The sequence below is a fragment of the Methylotuvimicrobium buryatense genome (assembly GCF_005931095.1).
GTDB classification, from domain to species: domain Bacteria; phylum Pseudomonadota; class Gammaproteobacteria; order Methylococcales; family Methylomonadaceae; genus Methylotuvimicrobium; species Methylotuvimicrobium buryatense.
Genome location: NZ_CP035467.1, coordinates 2,718,925 through 2,735,855 on the forward strand (window position 1 = coordinate 2,718,925; position 16,931 = coordinate 2,735,855).

The window sequence follows — 16,931 nt, forward strand, 5'->3', positions numbered from 1 at the left end:
TCGTTCCCACGCTCCAGCGTGGGAACGAAGACTGAGACGCTCTAGCGTCTCGTACCGCTGGAGCGGTACTCAAGCATTCCCACGCAGAGCGTGGGAACGATAATTTTATTTATTTTTTGCTTTTTCAAAAGGGGTTGCCGAACTCCGGTTTGTTTTGATAGCCGGTGTTTTTATACAAACTTAGACTTTGGGCTTCCCCTCACCTAGCGTTAGGTGAGGAGCGATCTGGGGATCGCTCCCACAACAGCTTAGCCTTGCCGGCTGAGTGTTTCATATATTTCGCTATCGCATTGCTTTAACAGTGCTTCTTTCTGCTTGCCCGGTAAAAAAGCATGAATGAAGCTTTGCTTGATCATCGCAAGAGCGTCCCATTGCGTTAATTTACCCTCGCTCATCCTGGCCGCCGTTAAATATTCGCGGCTCAGCGTAGTAAGACTTATACCTGGATTGTCGGTGCATAACGTCAACGGCAAGCCTTCCCGCCACAATGCCATTAATGGATAAGGCTTGCAGCCTTCGCTTTCCGGCCATTGCGGGTCTTGAAAGCCGACTACTTCGCGGTTGGAGGTCGGGCACAATTCCAAACAAATATCACGATTACGAAACCGTTGCGCCAGCGGCGGATTGTCATTTAATGTCAGACCATGACCTATCCGATCCGCATGCAAATGATAGGCGGCTTGCCAGATCGATTCGGCAGGTTGGCCTTCTCCGGCATGGATAGTAATCGGTAGGCATTGTTCGAATGCCGGCGTAAACAATCCGGCGATTTCCGAGGGCCGAGTTTGCTGTTCGTCGCCGGCCATGTCCAGTCCGACCACAAAATCAGGCCATTGATGTTGCGCCGTGATTGCCAATTCAATGGTTTTTTGCAGTCTTGCCGTTCGGTCTCCTTCAATATCGCGCCGGTCTGCGATCACGATAAAGCGAAATTGCGGTTTCTTACCGTCCGGCAAGCTTGTCAGTGCTTTTTTCAGGGCGCTATAAAAACACTCCAGAAACACCAGACCATCGCCATATTTCTGGGGACTTCCACGCAATTCGATATAGGCAAGACCTTCTTGCACGGCTTGTTCGACGATGGCTTGAGCGTACGGTTCGATCGCCGCAGGATGACTTAATATCGCGGAACCGGTGAGTTCGCCGGGCCGTTCGTAGGCTGCAAATTTTTGCGGATGCCGGCTCGTTAATGCGATGCGCGGTTCGGTACAACGCCAGAGGTTGTTTTGCAGTTGTTCGTCGTCGGCATACCTTAGCAACGCGGCGCTGTTATGACTGCGAACGCCTTGGTTTTTCAAAGATTCCGGCCATTCCCAAGGCCATTCAATGCTTTGCAGCAAGGGCCGACAATGGCCTCTCGCTCGTTGTTGTTCCTGTTGCGTCATGTTTTGCCAGACTGCATCGGCAACCCGGCGCTGGGCTTTTAGATTCAAACAGCCGCCGATATGCCGATGCAAGTCGGCTTTCGGCAGCATATCCAGCCAATCGAGATGTCGTGCATCGAGCGGCACGGTTCTAAGCTGTTCTATCGTTCTCGGCGGCAACCGGTAAAGACTGCGCCAGTTTTCGTGATGTTCGCTTCGGCCGAGTTCGGATAGATAATTGCCTAGCAAGCGGCTGCCGTGTTGTTCGCGTTTTTTCAGTTCTTGCACCAACGATAGCGTATCGACCGCCCAAACTTCCGACAAACCCGACTGCGGTAGCGGCAATGAAAAGGCTTCGGTGGCGATGGCTTCAGTCCGGTCCATGCGCAAATCCAGCAAATCGCTGCGCTGGGTTTTGCCGGTAATGAGCGGTGTAACGGCATGACAGCAGTCCGTATCGAAGGGCCGAGTAAACAATTCCGGCGCCGCGTCTTGTAATGCTTTGGGCATGGCTTTGAAATCTTTGCCGACCACATGCAGCAATGCTTGACAACCGAATAAACCCGCCGCCCATTGCAAATCGGCACTCATCGTTTTGCGTCCGCCGGCCAGCGATAGGACGACTTGTCCGCCCCGGGCTTCGGCGTGTGCTTTCAAACAGGCGCGAGCGATCAATTCACGCATCCGTTCGCATTCCGCTTGAGTGGCCAGTTCGTCGGTATCGGCTGCTTGCCAGATACGCAATGTCATGGGTTTTGTCAGTAGCCGGCTCCATAGGGTCAATGAACTTAGGCTTTTTTGGGTGACTTCGCCTTGCGTGGTGCACAGCCAGATTTCGTCCGGGACTTGTAAGCCGTATTCGTTTCGGAGTCGTTCGAAAGATTCGTTGTCGGGATGTTCGGCATACAGCGGCAAGCGGTCCGGCGCCAAAAAGCCGTAAACTTCGGGAACCACGGCCCAACTGGCGCCAAGGGTCATGAGTACGATGTTTTTCATTGATTGATCATTTGGGAGAGGCGCTATTGTGAAAGGTGCGGGTGTCGCTCCCACAGTAGCTGCGCTCAGCCACCAAGTCTTCTATTGATAAGTTTACAAGTCATAACTTTGCGGCAATTGCGGCGGCATGTCTTTGATCCCGACTCGGCGGCTTTCGATCAGCAGCATCGGTAGGAAGAGCCTTTCCAGCCAGTCCGCCAGTTGCAGCCAATGCGACTGCTGAACGGGCTCGAAGCCGTGCGCCAGGATCGATTGATTGCGGCTTTTGATTTGATTGAGCAAGTTTTTTTCTTCAGCCTTGATAAATTCGGCGGCCGCGCCTTGGGTTTTAACCTTGACCAACTGCCAGGCCTGAAACAAGCCGGCTTGATAGATTCCTTCTCTATTGGCCGTCAGCTCCATGCCGGCGGGAATTTCGGCTTTCGCGATGTTGGACGTATCGATGCCGCAATGCGATTTCAGCAGCCATTGCGCGGTCCATTCGATCAAGCGGTAAACCCGCGCGACGGCATCGTCGTAGCGACCTTGCGCGGCGCGGCGTCGGGCATTGAGATACAAGTCGAGCAGTTGCGCCGGCTCGCGTTTTTCCGGCCGTTGGTCGCGCAAACGCATTGCTATCGACAAATAGGCTCTAAGTTCGTTCGGCAATCCGGGCGCGTAGTTTTGCAGCAGATCGAGCGCGGTTTGATGGTTGAAGTTGTCCCATTCGGCAAAAGCGCGGCTCAAGTCGCGAAAACGCGTGAAACGACTGCGTAATTGCGCACTGCCCGGCGCTTTAATGTCTTTGAGCCCGGCCTCGGCTTCGCCGTAAGCGAAACGGCTCCAAGCTTGACGATATGGCGAAATTTGCCGTTCGAAACGGATGTGTTCGATGTTGGCCAAGGCCGCGTATTGCGAGCCGTCATGTACCTTGATCAAATCGGCCCGGCTGCCGGTCACTAATTGCAATTGGATGTCCTGCCGCTCCATCGCCGCCATAACCAGTCCGGCGCTCATCGATTTGGTCCCGCCGGTGTAATCGGCCATGATCGACGCGTTCGGAAACCGCCGCACCAATCCGTCCAAGGCTCGATTGCAATCGGCGTAGATTTGGTCCAAGTCGTCCGATAAAGTCGTACACAGGTCGTATTGCTCCGGCGTCAATCCGGTTTGTGCCGGAATGTTGGGCAGACTGGGTTTGTCGTCCTTGGGCTCGGCTTTGATGCAATTGCCGCTACCGGTAATTTGCACGACGGAACCGGGCCGTCCGGTCGCGGGGTCTTTGTCGGTGCAAATGAACAAAACGAAGTCGGGGCGTAAGTCGTTGATGGCGGTTACGATCGGCTGATGACTGCCGCCGACGGTGCAGATTAGGATTTGGGTCATGGTTTGATTATTTTTAGTTGTGAATCATCGTTCCCACGCTCTGCGTGGGAATGCAGCCCGAACCGCTCTGCGGTTCGGGGACGCTAGAGCGTCCCTGTCAAGGTCCCACGGTCCTCCTTACGAACGCAAACATTGGCTGCCGAAGCAAAATTGGTATGCATTCCCACGGAGGACCGTGGGAACGAGGATAAAGATCAATCCTGTAGATAGGCAAGCACTTTTAAGCTGCGTTGTTTCAATTTCATTTTTTGCTTATTCGTTCCCTCGAAATCCGGAAGCCATTTGCCTGCATCGACCATTAACTCTTTGATTTTTTGAGCAATGCTTTTGGCGTCTTCTCCCTGCCATCGGTCCGATTCCAAGGCTTGCAACAAGCGGGTGTCGTGTTCTTGTTGTTGAAACGGTTTTAGGAATTCTTCGACTTCCCGGTCTATCGGGCTTAACGCTGCGAGACGTTGTTGCTCCGTTTCTTGTTGCAGTCGAATTTCCTCTGAGCGTTGTTGTTCGGCCTGTTTTCTTGCTTCTTCTTGTTGTTGCCGTAATTCAGCTTGTTGTTTGAGTGCGTTTTGTTTGGCCGATTGCCGCTGCAGCCAATCGATTACGTCTTGATTGCCTCGTTCCAGCCAGTTTTGCAGTTGACTATCCGGGGTTTTCGGATCGATTTCGACCAAGAGCCATCCGAATGGCAGCAGATTGGTTCGATTGCCGATGTCATCGGCGGCAAGCCACCAGGTTTTGGGTTGATTTTCCCAGGTGTCTGGCTTTTTCTTTTGATTATTGATTCTAATGCTGCGAACACCATTTAGCGTCAATGCCTCACCACCACTATGCTTCCCCACCCGCAATAAGAAAGCCTCTCCATCATCCAAACGCTTCAATAACCGATCGATAAACAGTTGCTCAACGTGAGTTAACCAACTTTTATCAAGATAATTGCGTTTTTTCATGTCAGAAATTTCTTGTTCGAGCAATGTTTTATAAAACTTATTACAAGCATGTGCAATTTGCCCTATCGACCAATGCAAATCTTTTAGCGGGAGTTTTTGCGCAGATTTATTGATCGAATCGGTAATGTGGAGCGTCAATGAACCTGAAAACCCTTGGTAATGTTCATGAGTAATACACTCCATTAATTGATATAACCCTTTTTTCTCGGCACTTGAGTCTAATAATTTGCCATCTATTTCTACGGGTTCACGTTTACGATTGACGGCAAATTGCACTTGACATGCCGGCTTATTTTCATTGCCTTGCCAACTTGCGTCGCCAATTAATATAAGTCGCATCGGGTCGGTTTGAAAACTGCCACCCAAAAGCTCCTCTTGTAAATCTTTGTGTTTTTTATGCCGTGTCGATTGTCCATTATTAATTGAATCCAGCATTGCAGTTCTAATAGCTCCTTTAATACTCGATCCGGGCAACATTGGTACCCCATTTGCCGAATTGAAAAAGGTCCGCTCAATTTCAAGTTTGTTAATGACTCGGCCATTTTTTTCACGGTTTTTGGTTTTGCCTACACTGTTTAAATAGTGCCTTATTGCCCCGCTTGAAACTGGAATCGGCGGCTTGGCAAAGGCCAGTAGTTTCTCCCGATGGTTATGAAAGAAAGATTGCACCTTGGTTAGCATCGTGTCATCGGGCTTGCCGTTGACGATAGCCAATAATTGTTGTCTGTCGCTGTCGCTCAAACCAGCCAGCGCAGCCCGGCTATCGAAACTGTATAAAGCCCCTGCTTCATCGTCAATAACATAATTACCCGGCTCGTAGCTTTCATCGGCGCCAATGTGAATGGGCGATAACGGTGTGTATTTCAGCGTGTAGTGATTCAAAAAATGTGTCATGAACATTCCTTGGCTTGAAAATTGACGGCTATGACGGGAGCATAGCCTTGATGTACCGTGGCGGGCAGCGTTTTCGAGAGCTCGCCGTTGCCGCCGATGCCTTGGCCGATAAAGCCGGACGCAGGAGGATTCGTAGCCATTATCGCGGCGGTTTGCGCCAATAGAATCGGATTTTTAAACGGTTTACCTTCTTGGTGGACGGCAATATCGCCGTGCCTGCCAAATCGGGTGAAGAGTTGATAATAGCTGCGTTCAGGCGCAAAGCCCAAGCCTTGCGGGGCGCATGGCGCGAGCGTCAAACTGCTATTGGCATCGGCTTGAGAAGGTAACTCGGCGGCTTGAAATGCTTCCAGCTTGAATTTACCAAGTCCGATGCTGGCATCGCGTCCGAAGCCGAATTCGCCAATATCGGTCAGGCAATTTTGATAATCCTCCGCGCTCAACCGCTCGGTATCCAATAGCACATAGATATGCCAACGCAGACCGGGAATGAACCATTCCTGTTCGATGCTATACGGAGCAAAACCTCCCTCGCCTGTCGTATTGCTTCGCCGGTCGATGGTATTGTGCGGCTGTGGATGTTTTTCGCTCAGCTTACCGAAGTCGCCGGCGATATCCGCCGCCGTTTTCGCCAAGCCCAACCATTCCGACACCGGTTTTTTGATTTCCGCTTCGGCTAGCCAACAACGCTTTTTGACGGCTTTTCGATCCGTTCCGTCGACCGGACGATAATAGCTAAACGGTAGTTTCGGTAACGGTAGATAACCTTGCGGAAAGGCATCGGATGCGACCGCGAACGGCCTGCCTTCAGTATAACCGTTTAATAGCTCGGTCAGGCTTGCTTCACCGAACCGGTTGCGAATCGCCCAACACAGTTGACCGAACAAGGTATCGCCTTTTAGCGGCGTCGCGAATGCCGACAACGGCGTAAGCGTCACACTAAAGCATTGCATCAGACGGCCTCTTTTAAATCGAGTTGTTCGAGTTCCGTTTGAATGTTTCGGCCTTCCAATTGCAAATCTCGAAAGGCGATTTTGCCGTAACCGCGCGATCCGGAACCGCCCAGGCCGGTCAATTCCAACAATTTCATGCCTTGCAGCACGGTAACGAGCAAGTTTTCATCGTCATGGACGCGTATCGTCAGATTGAAATCGAATTTGGCGGTTGCCGGGACGCGCTCGGTGTTGCGAGGATGTTCGGCCGTGCCTTTGATTCGGTCAATCATGTTTTCCATTTTGGTTTCCGTGAGCAGCAGGTTTTTGTCATCCATTTCTTTCGCCCACTCCGGGCATAACGAACAATCCCAGAACGATAGCCGGCTCGGGCCAATTTCAGCCAGTAGATCCGAAGCAATATCGCCATCGGGCGCGCCTCCGAACAATTTGACTAAGGCTTTCGCTTTATCCAGCACGTTGCCATCGAGTTTCTTCAAGTGTTTGAAGCTAAGCGGCTGCCCATCCGTTTGTCCGACCACGCCTAATTGCCATTCCAGGAGGCTACGCATTTTGCCTTTGATGCTGGAACCGGGAATATAAGGCTGTTGGGTAATAGGATTTTTGATAACCGGATTATCGGTGCCGCCAATGTGAATTTCGGTGTTGCCGCTGCCGATATGAAGACCGCTCAATAATTCGATTTGGCCGGTAAGTTTTTGTATTTTGGTAAGTTGCATTTTTTTGCCTCCGATCAATTTGGGCGTTCTTGTTTATAAAAGCCCATGAAGGCTTCCATGAATAATTTGAATGTGTGCAGGGTTTGAGCGCAGATGACTTGTTGTAACCCTTTATGGATCAAGTCAACAAAATTGTCATCGACTAACTTACGGCCTCTCGCATAAGCTGCCTTAGCGTTGATCATCCGAATAAAGGGTAAATAATCATCAAATTTTTCAGGATTTTGGCGTACCTTGCTGTCCCATAACACGATTTCGTCATAGAACTTTCTCAGTTGAGTCGGTTTATTATCGTTTTTTCTGGGATCATCACCCGCGATACGCTTGGCTGCCTGCAAGGCTATGCTGTTAAACAATTCCGGGTCGATTTTTTCGCCCGGTTTACCGATGTTTATATCCATGTTGTTCTCCTGTTTGTCAATGTCGCTTAAATTTGATTTCGCGCCGCTAGAGCGGCTCGGGCTTGCTCCCACGCCGGAGCGTGGGAGCCATGTCTTATGATTCTTATCGTTCACACGCTCCAGCGTGGGAATGCCTCCGGGGACGCTCCGCGTCCCGATGAACAGAGCCAGTCGGCTTCACCAAGGGTCTATCTCCAGCAGAGGCTCACCGCCAAAATAATTCGCCGCGCTCGAATAACGCCAATGCTCCGGCTTTGCAACATAACCCCGCTTGACCGGATTATGGTGAATGTAATCCAGCTTCTGCCTCATCATCGCTTCGTTGAGTACCAACTCGGCATGCGCGCCTTCTTGCCAGAACTGATAAGCTCTATCCGTTTTATGCGCTCGTTTCGCGAAACGAAGCCGGGTCAAGATACGTTCGACTTGATTCTCTTGCAGATAATCGATGATCTTCCGTGCCGTATAGGATTTGAAGCTGTTCAGGCATTTATCCAAGCGTTCCGACTGTGCGACGAAGTGCAGATGGTTTTCCAGTACGACGAAACCGTATAGTTTCAAGCCTTGCTCTTTGCGTTGATATTGCCAGCAATCGAGTAGTACCTGCACGGTCTCCGGACGCGTAAAGACCGGCAGCCATTCCAGTATGGTGCAAGTTAGAAAATGCGACTGGCCCGGTTCCGTGATCTTGTAGCGGCTTCTTCCCATAGCGTTCTCCTATCTCGACGCGGAGCGTCTTCGGATGCATTCCCACGCCGGAGCGTGGGAACGATGACGTATCTGCACGGTCTCCGGACGCGTGAAAACCGGAAGCCATTCCAGTATTGTGCAAGTTAGAAAATGCGACTGGCCCGGTTCCGTGATCTTGTAGCGGCTTCTTCCCATAGCGTTCTCCTATCTCGACGCGGAGCGTCTTCGGATGCATTCCCACGCCGGAGCGTGGGAACGATGAAATTTTTAATCGCGTTGCTGGTATAGGTGACAAAACAGCGCGACTCGATAATTACTGCCGTGCCGAATGATGCCGGCATTGGCGATTTCCTCGGCCAGTACCGCTTGTCGGCGTTTACGCTGTTCTTTATCGAGGTGTTTGTTGCGCTCCAGCATCCGCACGGTACGGTAAGCAAAGTAGCTATGCCAAATCGCGTTTTCCGGCTTTTCGTCGACCTTCTCGGCCATGTCAATCAGATTGAGCAGGCCGTAAACATAGCCGGTGCTTAAGTCCATGTCTTCGCTGAGTTCCTGCAATCGTTTTCGGCGGGTTGCCAAGGCGCTGAAATCTTCCCAAACCATGGCTTGATTAAAACAGTTGACGGCGTTTTTGGGCGAAGGCGCAACTTGACCGGGATTATGCGCTTTGGCTCGCTCCAGCGCATCCTCCGCCATTTCGCCCAGTTGATTAATCGGCAGGCCGGGCTTGGTGGTGCTGATACCTGCGGAAAAGTGTACTTCGGGATTGTGCGCGACGTATTCTTGGAAAGCTTGCCGCATTTTGCCGCCCAAATTTATCTGCGACAGCCAAGGACCTATCAGAAAAAAATCGTCGCCGCCGGCAAACACGGTATAGCAGTTGTCATATTCGGTTTGGCACAGCCATGGTAAATAAATCGTAAAGAATGCGTTGATTTGCCGGGACAAGGCGGCGGTTTTACTGAAACTGGTATCGTCTCCAAGTCCCGATTGAAAGATCATACCGAGATTATCGACATCGCCTTTTAAGGTCGAAAGTGCCGTAATGCCCTGCCAGCGATGGTTTTCCTGCAAGATTTGATCTTCGCAGGCAATATGATTGAGCGTTTTGGCATCGCCTAAATCCAGCTTGTCCTCGCCGGCATATTTGCCCAATAGCGCCTCTGCTTGCGCCTTGTCATCGAATTTCGGCACATAGGCATTGATCGTTCGTCTGGCATAACCGTTCCACAATGCACCATCCGCTGATTTCGGCAGCGAAAAATCCCAAGCCCTGAGCAGATTGCCGTTTTTGGCTTGTTCGCCGAATTTGCCTTGGATGTCTTCGTGTTCGGCAAAGCTGATATGGTAGCCGAACACCGGTATTTTCAGGGTGCTAGCCATATTCAGGGATTGCCGGGTAATCAGAATGCGTTCCCTGCGCGTCAACCATTCCCCGGTTTTCAGTTGATCCCAAGCCAATCGGCTAATACTGGTTTCTTGGTCGAGTTGCTCGCTGGCCGGCGATTTTCCGTCAATTTTGCAAACGCCATTGTCCTTGTCGAAACGATCGAGAAAATCTTTGAAAACAATCGGCGCCGCTGCATCGCCGCACAAATTCAGTCGTTGATTCTTGGCGGTTTCCAGTTGGTCGAATAACTTGGTAATCAATGCCTTATACGGACTCGACTCCCCTGGTTTGGCGCGGCAAAAATCGTTACACGAGGCATCCGTCCAAGCTAATCCGACCCCTGCTTGCCCCCAACTATGCTGTAAAAACCAGTCGTTTAATTCTTGTTGGACCTGTTGCAGTGTTTCGATGGTCGCCGACGTCTTCGGCGCCACGATCATGAACTTGCCGGCGGCGTTGATGACTTGGCTCGTGGATGGTAAAGCCAATGCATCCAAAACCTTGAGCGCCGCGCATTCGCTGAGCAATGAGACATAAAAAGAACGACCGCGCAGCAATTTGGCGGCTCGCTTGTTGGTTTCGCCGCCGCTGGCGAAAATGAAGTCCTGGATGCCAAAGAAGTCGCCCTGGATTAATAGGAATTTGGCTTCAGTCCAACTCATTTTTTGATCTCTTAAGGACTTGGTCGCCGCTTCATCGGTTCGGTTATTTTCGTGGTGATAACGCCATAAAGCGGTCGCCAAGGCAGCAGTTACACGAGAATGATCGTATAAAGATACATCAGGACGAACATTGAAGGCAGTAGCCGACGGTATCGCCTGAGTATAAACACCCCAAACGGTCTCAAAATGATCCAACCATAACGACCAGTTGTTACGGTGGGACTTAGGGAGCTTGGTTAATGCCTGAGTAAAGCCTTGCCAAAGCTGGTTGTATTCAGCTTGGGCTTTTTCTTTGTCGTTATGTTCATAGCCAGCGGCTTTGACAGGAAAAATGCTCTCGGGTGAAAGCGGTTTGAGCGAATAGCGGTAAACAAAATCGTGTTTATCCAGCTCGGTTTTATTGATTTGTTCAAATAAGGTCAGTTGTCTGGCAGTGTAATGATTTTTTCCGGTTGATGTGCCTTCTTCTGCTTCGTTGTAACGCTCGAACTCCTCCCTGTCAAAACCCGATGCCACGCGATCCGCCGTCGCGATGATCCATTGTAAAAAAGTCTCCGGCTTGTGATGCTTGGCTGCGGCATTGATAAACGAGTCATCGGCTTGCTTGGATTTCCACGAACCGAAAGGCGCGAAATCCGCTCCTTTCAATTCGGGCATGAACTCTTCGATCAAATCCATCGCCAAACCGGTATAGGCAGCATGGACATGACTGAACCAGCCTTTGTCATCGATATGATTTTTCCGATGCGGACAATAAAGCTGTTTGTTGGCGTCCAGTATTTCTTGGTTAACCGGTATCCTCGCTCGTTCGGCAAACTTACCCAAATCGTGTAAAAAAGCAGATAAGGCGATGCGGCTCGATTGATCCAATAATTTTCTTTTTTCGTGTTCTTGCATATTTATGACTCCTGATAATGTACCTGCCCCACTGCCAACGGTATCCAATACCCCGTTCTCGGCCTTTTACCGACTGCGGAAATCAGGTAGGGTTTGGCGTTGGCGCCTAGCGCTTCTTTTAGCCGGCTGTTGACTCCGGATTTTCTTTGTTCGAAAAAGGCTTTACTCATGCCTTCTTCAAGCGTTTTCAAGGTTCGGTCGGATAAGCCCAGTTCGCCGGCGATTTGCTTGTAGCTTTTTAGGTATTCGAACACGTATTCCAAGTCGGGCACGCCGTCGGACGGGCATGTGACCGGCGGCATGTTGTGCGCTTGCCGGTTGAGCAGCCATAGGTAAAACGCCAGTTCGACCGGTTTGAGTTTGATTGTGACGCCGTGGGCGCTCAGCGTTCTTTTTTTGAGGTCGATGGTCAATTCGGGCGGGCCGAGTTTTTGTTGCGCGTTGGCCACGGCGCGGCTGAAGCTGGTCTTACCTTCGAGTAGAGCCGGATCGAGTCCGTGGCGTAAGCGTACGAAGGCGATGTCGGCCAGGACGACTTCGGCGTGTTGCGTGTCCAGCGGTTTTCGAGTCGGGTCGTTGCCGTAGATGATTTGCGACCGCGGCGTCGGGTAATAAAACTGCGGATGCGATTCGTAGTCTGGCGATACCAGGACATGGCTGAGCCGGTCTTGCGAACGTCCGAACAACGACAGCGCATAGCCGGCGTAGAAGCCCATGGTTTTTCTGCCGCCGGCGATCGACACATGCAATTCGCGGATTGGGTCGGCGGTCAGTTTTCTGATCCATTCGGTGATGCCGTCGGCCATCGCTTGGTTGTCTTCGCGGCTGCGGATGTCTTGCAGCGGTTCGCCGCTGTCGCGTTGCAGTACATGGATGTCGCTTTCGTCAAAGGTCGGCATGGGCAAATCGTAGTCTTGATAGAAACGTTGTAACCAGCCGTCGTTGATCAGTGTGAGTTTGGCGCGTTGCCGGCCTTCGGCCGTGGTCAGGATATGGATGTGCGCCGGCATTTCGTCTTTTTGCTTGTGCAGTGCGTAGAGCGTTTCGGTAACGATTTGCGGTGTTAGTCCGGTGACGGCGAGTAAGGTTGTGTTCGGCATTGGGTTCTTCTTCTTTTTTTACAAGTTTTCGGTGCTTGGGCCGTGCGGCTTCGATGCCTTTGTTCGTTTTTCGGCATTATCGACCTCGATGATCGCGATCTGGGGATCGCTCCCACAGGGGATGTTTGGGTTTAGTCGATGCTACTCCACTTCGTTGACTTTTCTTCACCTGGCAAGCTTGTCGGGATAATCCTGTAAGCACCAAGCCCCATGCTGGTCGCCTTGCCGGCATGCGTCCATTGGCCTAGCCAAAGGTAGGGCCAAAAAGCTTCATTGCCTTGCATCTCTAGGCTGAATCGGCCGAGCAGTCCGCCCATGTTCATTTCGGTTTGCTGTCTCGATGAGTAGCGCGTCCAGTCGTGCCATTGGAGCTTGGTATCGGTGCAATGTGTTGCCGATGCCTGTTTGGTCAATCCGGCAAAGTCGGTTTCAAGCGGGGTGTCGGTATGAAAGTAGCTGAGCATCGATTGGCGGCGCAGCAGGTTGGCGAAGAATTTGCCGAAGTTAAAATAGTCCGGCGTCAGGTTTTTTCCGTCTTGTTTGATGCGAAGAGGCGTCTCCAGGGAGATCGTAATAGATTCAGGCGGATCGGGTATCTTAGGCATCGATGCCGGCGGCCTCGGTTGCAGTTCACCCTCCCGATATAGGGTTTGTTCTCCCTCCATGGCGTCGAGGTAATCGATATGATGCAGTTCGAAGCGCTGCCTGTGCCCGCCAATGCCGTCGAGCCCGGCTTTTTGCAGGGCATGAACGATATACGGAAAGTAACGTTCGGCATGTCCGAACAAGATTATATCTAACGCATAGCTCGTGTCGATGGCATCTTGCTGTGGAAAACGTAATACGAAGGGATGCGGCGCTGCATTGTATTTGCGCATTTTCTCGCTACCCGGTGGCGGCGGCGTTTCGAACACGACGCTGTAGGCGCAGGCGTTTTTCAACAGACATTGCGCGCAAGGCGTATTACGAACGACGCAGACGGTCTTTTTTAAGGCATGGCCGAATGCGCCTCGCCAGGCAGAGCCGGGGAAATCCGGCAGGCGAACCGGATGTTCGGTTTCGAAATGGAATCGGTAGTGATTGAACGGAATGGTGAGCGGTGTTGAATGCATATAAGACCTCCTTGTGTGCAAGAGTAACGAATCTAACGGCTTTTGCCAGTTTCGGCAAGCTTTTCAGGTTCGTTTATTTTCATATTCATTGCGCAACCGGCAACCTTTCTTTAGAAGAAAATCGGTTTTACTTCCGAAAAAGGGGTGAATATGCCTTTCGTACTTCAAATTTCGGCAGCGCCTGGTAAAGCAACGGGTGTGCGACAAAGGCTTTGCCAGCATGAAGCTGGCATAGAGCCTACATGGACGTATTCACCCAGCACCTAAATTCCATAGCCCATTGCCTTGGCTAATTGTCTTGGATAATTTAGGTACTGGGTTCACGGTACCCTTTGACGAACACCCCGGTGCCGAATTTTGATCTAGACACAACCTCCGCACATTCTCAATCAACCCCGACTCGCTCGTTCAATCTTTCTTGATTGTCGGGAAGCTAGAGCTTCCTGAACAGGTTACCCAAGCTGGAGCTTGGGTAACAGCATATTTTAGTTTTTGCGACTACGACTGGCCCCCTGCTCGGACACTTGGCTTCGGCAAGCTGAAGCATCTTGCTAATCAGGACAACATTTGCCGACAAAAAACTGGATATAGGAAAGCTGGAATACGAATCGGCATGCGCCGTTTGCCGTGGACCAACGGAAAAGACGACGACGACCCCTTTAAAGCCTTGTTGGTAAGACGGGTTCCGAATCTAACCGTTCTAGCCAAGAACAATAACGGCATATTCCCGTTCGACCGCGTCTATAAAATCATCGACGGAAGGGAGAAAGTCAAATCTCACGGGCCTCGCGACATGCTTATATGGGGCCGAGCCTTCACCAACCAAACCTCGCTGTATTTCAACAACTATCCCGAGGCCGATACCGAATCGGCCGCGCGCAGTCGTATTCTTGCTCTGACTGAATATTTATAGTGTTTGCAGGAATAAACCTTTTTCAATGAAAATGTAAAAAACACGGAGTCGAACGATGAAATAAACCCAATGGTTCATTATCTTAGTTGTGGCGGTTATTCTTTTTCTGCCGTTTTCGAACCTGATCGGTCTGTCCGGTGAAAACGAGCCGATCGAAGTAATTGCCGGTAAATCGGAGGCTTTTGCGAAAGCTTCGCGGATTTTGCAGAACAAATGCGTCGACTGTCATTCCCCCGGCATGACCCGCATGCCGATCTACGCTGGCCTACCGATCGCAAAACAACTGATGGAGCACGACATCGAAAAGGCCAGCGAACGATTGTTGCTGACGAAAGAAGCCTATAACGGCAAGGAACCCTTGTCGCCGTTGATGTTGGCCCGGCTAGAAGGCGTTATCCGCAACAATAGCATGCCGCCGGCGCTATACCTTCCGCTCAAAAGGGTCAGGTCTATATTCATAGCTATCTTTTTAATTTTGTCGCCCTGACAATTTTACCGACGGTTGTAAAATGTAGATCAAAAAAATCCGCTATTTGTTGATAGCTATATTCCCCTGTGGCATAGGCCGATATGATCGCCTCGTTCCGACTGGCACAAGTTTTTTGGTATTCCGCTAATGGCAATGCGGGCGCTCGCCTTTGTGCTTTTGGAAAATTGACATCGTTGCTTTTCTCTTTAATTTTGCCCTGCATCCGCGTTACGAATGTGTCATCACCGAGGAATATTTGACGTTTTAGCGCTTGCCAGATGGATTCCTGGTCGCCCCCTTGCATGACAAATTCCCTATAGCGTTTTATTGCCGTGTTGCGATGAGTTGAGAACTGAGCCAACAAGCCATCGGTCGCCAACCATGACGGTGCAGGTGCTTCACCGGTCATCGCCCGATAACTGCTCCATACCCAGTCTCCAGGCGAGGTGACCATTCCGGCGCGGACAGGATTGAGCACAACATAACGGGTCAGCTCTAAAAGGTAACTTTCGCCATCAACCAATATCGCTTTGTAGCGGCCTTGAAATAAATGCCCGACGCGGCCGTGTCGGCGATTCGATGTTTGCGTAAAAACACCGTTCAACTGCCGCATACCTTTCGAAAGATTGGCATCAGGTGTTTCTATGACCAAATGATAATGGTTAGTCATCAGACAATAGGCATGACAAACCCAGTTAAAATCTTCTACAACACGCTTCAAAACATCAAGGAATTGAAGCCGGTCTTCATCATCTTCATAAATGTTTTCACGACGGTCACCACGGGAAGTCACATGATAAAATGCGCCTGAAAATTCGATTCTAATAGGTCTGGTCATGAACAAAGTATATAGTAAACAATACTGCTATTCTAGACCTGACCCCTCTGGCTTGACCCCTCTGGCTTAGCTCCGCCAAGGCCGGACGTTTTGCTTGAAAAAAACTCGCCTGATCCGAATCACCCGCATCATCGATCACCGCCTTATGAACACCCGAGGTATCCTGCCGTGTCCGATAATACCCACCAAAATAATACGGTTGCTGAAAAACAAACCGGATTCAGTTGGGTTTTTGTCTTTGACGAGCTGACCCGAGAAATCCAATTACGCCATTATTCGCCGAAGACTTTGAAATCCTATCGCGGCTGGGCGCGCCGATTGCAGGCGTTTACCCAGAGTAAAGATTACCGAAATTTAACGCAACAGGATGTCGTGGCGTTTTTGAGTGATCTTGCCGTTGAGAAGAAAGTGTCCGCTTCGACTCAAAATCAGGCCTTCAATGCGTTGCTGTTTTTGTTTCAACACGTTTTGAAAAAGGATTTCGGCGAAATCAAAGGTATCGCGCGAGCCAAACGCAAGCCTTATATTCCGGTGGTTCTATCTCGCGAAGAAGTCGAGTTGATTTTCGATCATCTCGACGATCCGATCGATCTCGTCGCCAAACTGTTATACGGTTGCGGGCTGCGGCTTTTCGAGTGTTTGAATCTGCGTGCCCAATGTTTCAATTTCGATGCCGGCGTTTTGACCGTCCATGACGGCAAGGGTCAAAAGGACAGAACGGTTCCGTTACCGCAAACCTTAATACCGGCATTGAAACTTCAGTTGCGGAAAGTCGCGGATTTACACGAAGCCGATCTAAAAGCCAATTTTGCCGGCGTGTTCTTGCCGAACCAATTGAGTCATAAATATAAAAACGCAGCCAAAGAATTTATCTGGCAGTGGTTTTTTCCGCAACCGTCATTAACGCTAGTTGCGGAAACCCAAGAACACAAACGCTATCATCTTCATGAATCCATCGTGCAAAAGGCGATCAAACGCGCGGTGAATGATGCCAAAATCACCAAGCGGGCAACAGCGCATACGTTACGGCATTCTTTCGCCAGTCATTTATTGGAAGCGAATTACGATATTCGCACCATTCAGGAATTACTAGGACACAGCGACGTGAGAACCACGATGATTTATACCCACACCGTTCAGAGCAGGACCTTGAAGCAAGCCAAGAGCCCGTTGGATTTTGATAGGGAATAGTCGAGCAAGCTGGGTTAGCATAAAGATCAG

At 50.6% G+C, this 16,931-nt stretch carries 14 protein-coding genes; 3 read left to right on the plus strand and 11 right to left on the minus strand.

What is annotated here, in order from left to right; all coding sequences use genetic code 11:
- Positions 1 to 248: 248 nt before the first annotated feature.
- The 10 genes from EQU24_RS12155 to cas6 all read right to left on the minus strand — a co-directional run bounded on the left by EQU24_RS12155 (position 249) and on the right by cas6 (position 13,490).
- Entirely contained in the window at positions 249 to 2,360 is a 2,112-nt protein-coding gene (locus tag EQU24_RS12155; protein WP_017839242.1) for a CRISPR-associated ring nuclease, read from the minus strand.
- 93 nt (positions 2,361 to 2,453) lie between these two features.
- The gene (locus EQU24_RS12160) at positions 2,454 to 3,725 is read right to left on the minus strand and encodes a TIGR02710 family CRISPR-associated CARF protein (protein WP_017839241.1); all 1,272 of its coding nucleotides are present in this window, start codon (positions 3,723 to 3,725) and stop codon (positions 2,454 to 2,456) included.
- A 194-nt stretch (positions 3,726 to 3,919) separates the two neighbouring features.
- Positions 3,920 to 5,566, minus strand: a complete 1,647-nt coding sequence (locus tag EQU24_RS12165; RefSeq protein WP_017839240.1) for an RAMP superfamily CRISPR-associated protein — start codon at positions 5,564 to 5,566, stop codon at positions 3,920 to 3,922.
- Positions 5,563 to 6,519, minus strand: a complete 957-nt coding sequence (gene csm4 / locus EQU24_RS12170; RefSeq protein ID WP_017839239.1) for a type III-A CRISPR-associated RAMP protein Csm4 — start codon at positions 6,517 to 6,519, stop codon at positions 5,563 to 5,565. The genes EQU24_RS12165 and csm4 overlap by 4 nt, the downstream gene beginning before the upstream one ends.
- A complete protein-coding gene (gene csm3, locus EQU24_RS12175; protein ID WP_026130002.1) occupies positions 6,519 to 7,238 on the minus strand; it encodes a type III-A CRISPR-associated RAMP protein Csm3 in 720 nt (239 codons plus the stop codon). The genes csm4 and csm3 overlap by 1 nt, the downstream gene beginning before the upstream one ends.
- 14 nt (positions 7,239 to 7,252) lie before the next feature.
- Positions 7,253 to 7,639, minus strand: coding sequence for a type III-A CRISPR-associated protein Csm2 (gene csm2, locus EQU24_RS12180; RefSeq protein ID WP_017839237.1), 387 nt, complete (start codon positions 7,637 to 7,639; stop codon positions 7,253 to 7,255).
- Positions 7,640 to 7,816: 177 nt separating this feature from the next.
- Positions 7,817 to 8,347, minus strand: a complete 531-nt coding sequence (locus tag EQU24_RS12185; protein WP_017839236.1) for an REP-associated tyrosine transposase — start codon at positions 8,345 to 8,347, stop codon at positions 7,817 to 7,819.
- Between the two features lie 249 nt (positions 8,348 to 8,596).
- Positions 8,597 to 11,278, minus strand: a complete 2,682-nt coding sequence (cas10, locus tag EQU24_RS12195) for a type III-A CRISPR-associated protein Cas10/Csm1 (protein ID WP_017839235.1) — start codon at positions 11,276 to 11,278, stop codon at positions 8,597 to 8,599.
- 2 nt (positions 11,279 to 11,280) lie between these two features.
- Positions 11,281 to 12,378, minus strand: coding sequence for a CRISPR-associated ring nuclease Csm6 (gene csm6, locus EQU24_RS12200; protein ID WP_017839234.1), 1,098 nt, complete (start codon positions 12,376 to 12,378; stop codon positions 11,281 to 11,283).
- 131 nt (positions 12,379 to 12,509) lie between these two features.
- Positions 12,510 to 13,490, minus strand: a complete 981-nt coding sequence (gene cas6 / locus EQU24_RS12205; RefSeq protein ID WP_017839233.1) for a CRISPR system precrRNA processing endoribonuclease RAMP protein Cas6 — start codon at positions 13,488 to 13,490, stop codon at positions 12,510 to 12,512.
- A 613-nt stretch (positions 13,491 to 14,103) separates the two neighbouring features.
- Here cas6 and EQU24_RS12210 point away from each other — a divergent pair.
- Together EQU24_RS12210 and EQU24_RS12215 are read left to right on the plus strand one after the other, a co-directional pair.
- Positions 14,104 to 14,403, plus strand: coding sequence for a hypothetical protein (locus EQU24_RS12210; protein WP_051056232.1), 300 nt, complete (start codon positions 14,104 to 14,106; stop codon positions 14,401 to 14,403).
- Between the two features lie 88 nt (positions 14,404 to 14,491).
- Entirely contained in the window at positions 14,492 to 14,890 is a 399-nt protein-coding gene (locus EQU24_RS12215; protein WP_017839232.1) for a heme-binding domain-containing protein, read from the plus strand.
- On the opposite strand, the gene EQU24_RS12220 is transcribed toward EQU24_RS12215, so the two are convergent.
- Positions 14,865 to 15,710, minus strand: a complete 846-nt coding sequence (locus EQU24_RS12220; protein WP_017839231.1) for an REP-associated tyrosine transposase — start codon at positions 15,708 to 15,710, stop codon at positions 14,865 to 14,867. The genes EQU24_RS12215 and EQU24_RS12220 overlap by 26 nt on opposite strands.
- Positions 15,711 to 15,878: 168 nt before the next feature.
- Between EQU24_RS12220 and EQU24_RS12225 the strand changes: the two genes are divergently transcribed.
- Positions 15,879 to 16,901, plus strand: coding sequence for an integron integrase (locus EQU24_RS12225; RefSeq protein ID WP_017839230.1), 1,023 nt, complete (start codon positions 15,879 to 15,881; stop codon positions 16,899 to 16,901).
- The last annotated feature ends 30 nt before the right edge of the window (positions 16,902 to 16,931 follow it).

Excerpts from the sequence above, each read along its gene's own strand:
- EQU24_RS12155 (WP_017839242.1), bottom strand. The coding sequence starts at position 2,360 with ATGAAAAACATCGTACTCATGACCCTTGGCGCCAGTTGGGCCGTGGTT.
- EQU24_RS12160 (WP_017839241.1), bottom strand. The coding sequence starts at position 3,725 with ATGACCCAAATCCTAATCTGCACCGTCGGCGGCAGTCATCAGCCGATC.
- EQU24_RS12165 (WP_017839240.1), bottom strand. The coding sequence starts at position 5,566 with ATGACACATTTTTTGAATCACTACACGCTGAAATACACACCGTTATCG.
- csm4 (WP_017839239.1), bottom strand. The coding sequence starts at position 6,519 with ATGCAATGCTTTAGTGTGACGCTTACGCCGTTGTCGGCATTCGCGACG.
- csm3 (WP_026130002.1), bottom strand. The coding sequence starts at position 7,238 with ATGCAACTTACCAAAATACAAAAACTTACCGGCCAAATCGAATTATTG.
- csm2 (WP_017839237.1), bottom strand. The coding sequence starts at position 7,639 with ATGGATATAAACATCGGTAAACCGGGCGAAAAAATCGACCCGGAATTG.
- EQU24_RS12185 (WP_017839236.1), bottom strand. The coding sequence starts at position 8,347 with ATGGGAAGAAGCCGCTACAAGATCACGGAACCGGGCCAGTCGCATTTT.
- cas10 (WP_017839235.1), bottom strand. The coding sequence starts at position 11,278 with ATGCAAGAACACGAAAAAAGAAAATTATTGGATCAATCGAGCCGCATC.
- csm6 (WP_017839234.1), bottom strand. The coding sequence starts at position 12,378 with ATGCCGAACACAACCTTACTCGCCGTCACCGGACTAACACCGCAAATC.
- cas6 (WP_017839233.1), bottom strand. The coding sequence starts at position 13,490 with ATGCATTCAACACCGCTCACCATTCCGTTCAATCACTACCGATTCCAT.
- EQU24_RS12210 (WP_051056232.1), top strand. The coding sequence starts at position 14,104 with ATGCGCCGTTTGCCGTGGACCAACGGAAAAGACGACGACGACCCCTTT.
- EQU24_RS12220 (WP_017839231.1), bottom strand. The coding sequence starts at position 15,710 with ATGACCAGACCTATTAGAATCGAATTTTCAGGCGCATTTTATCATGTG.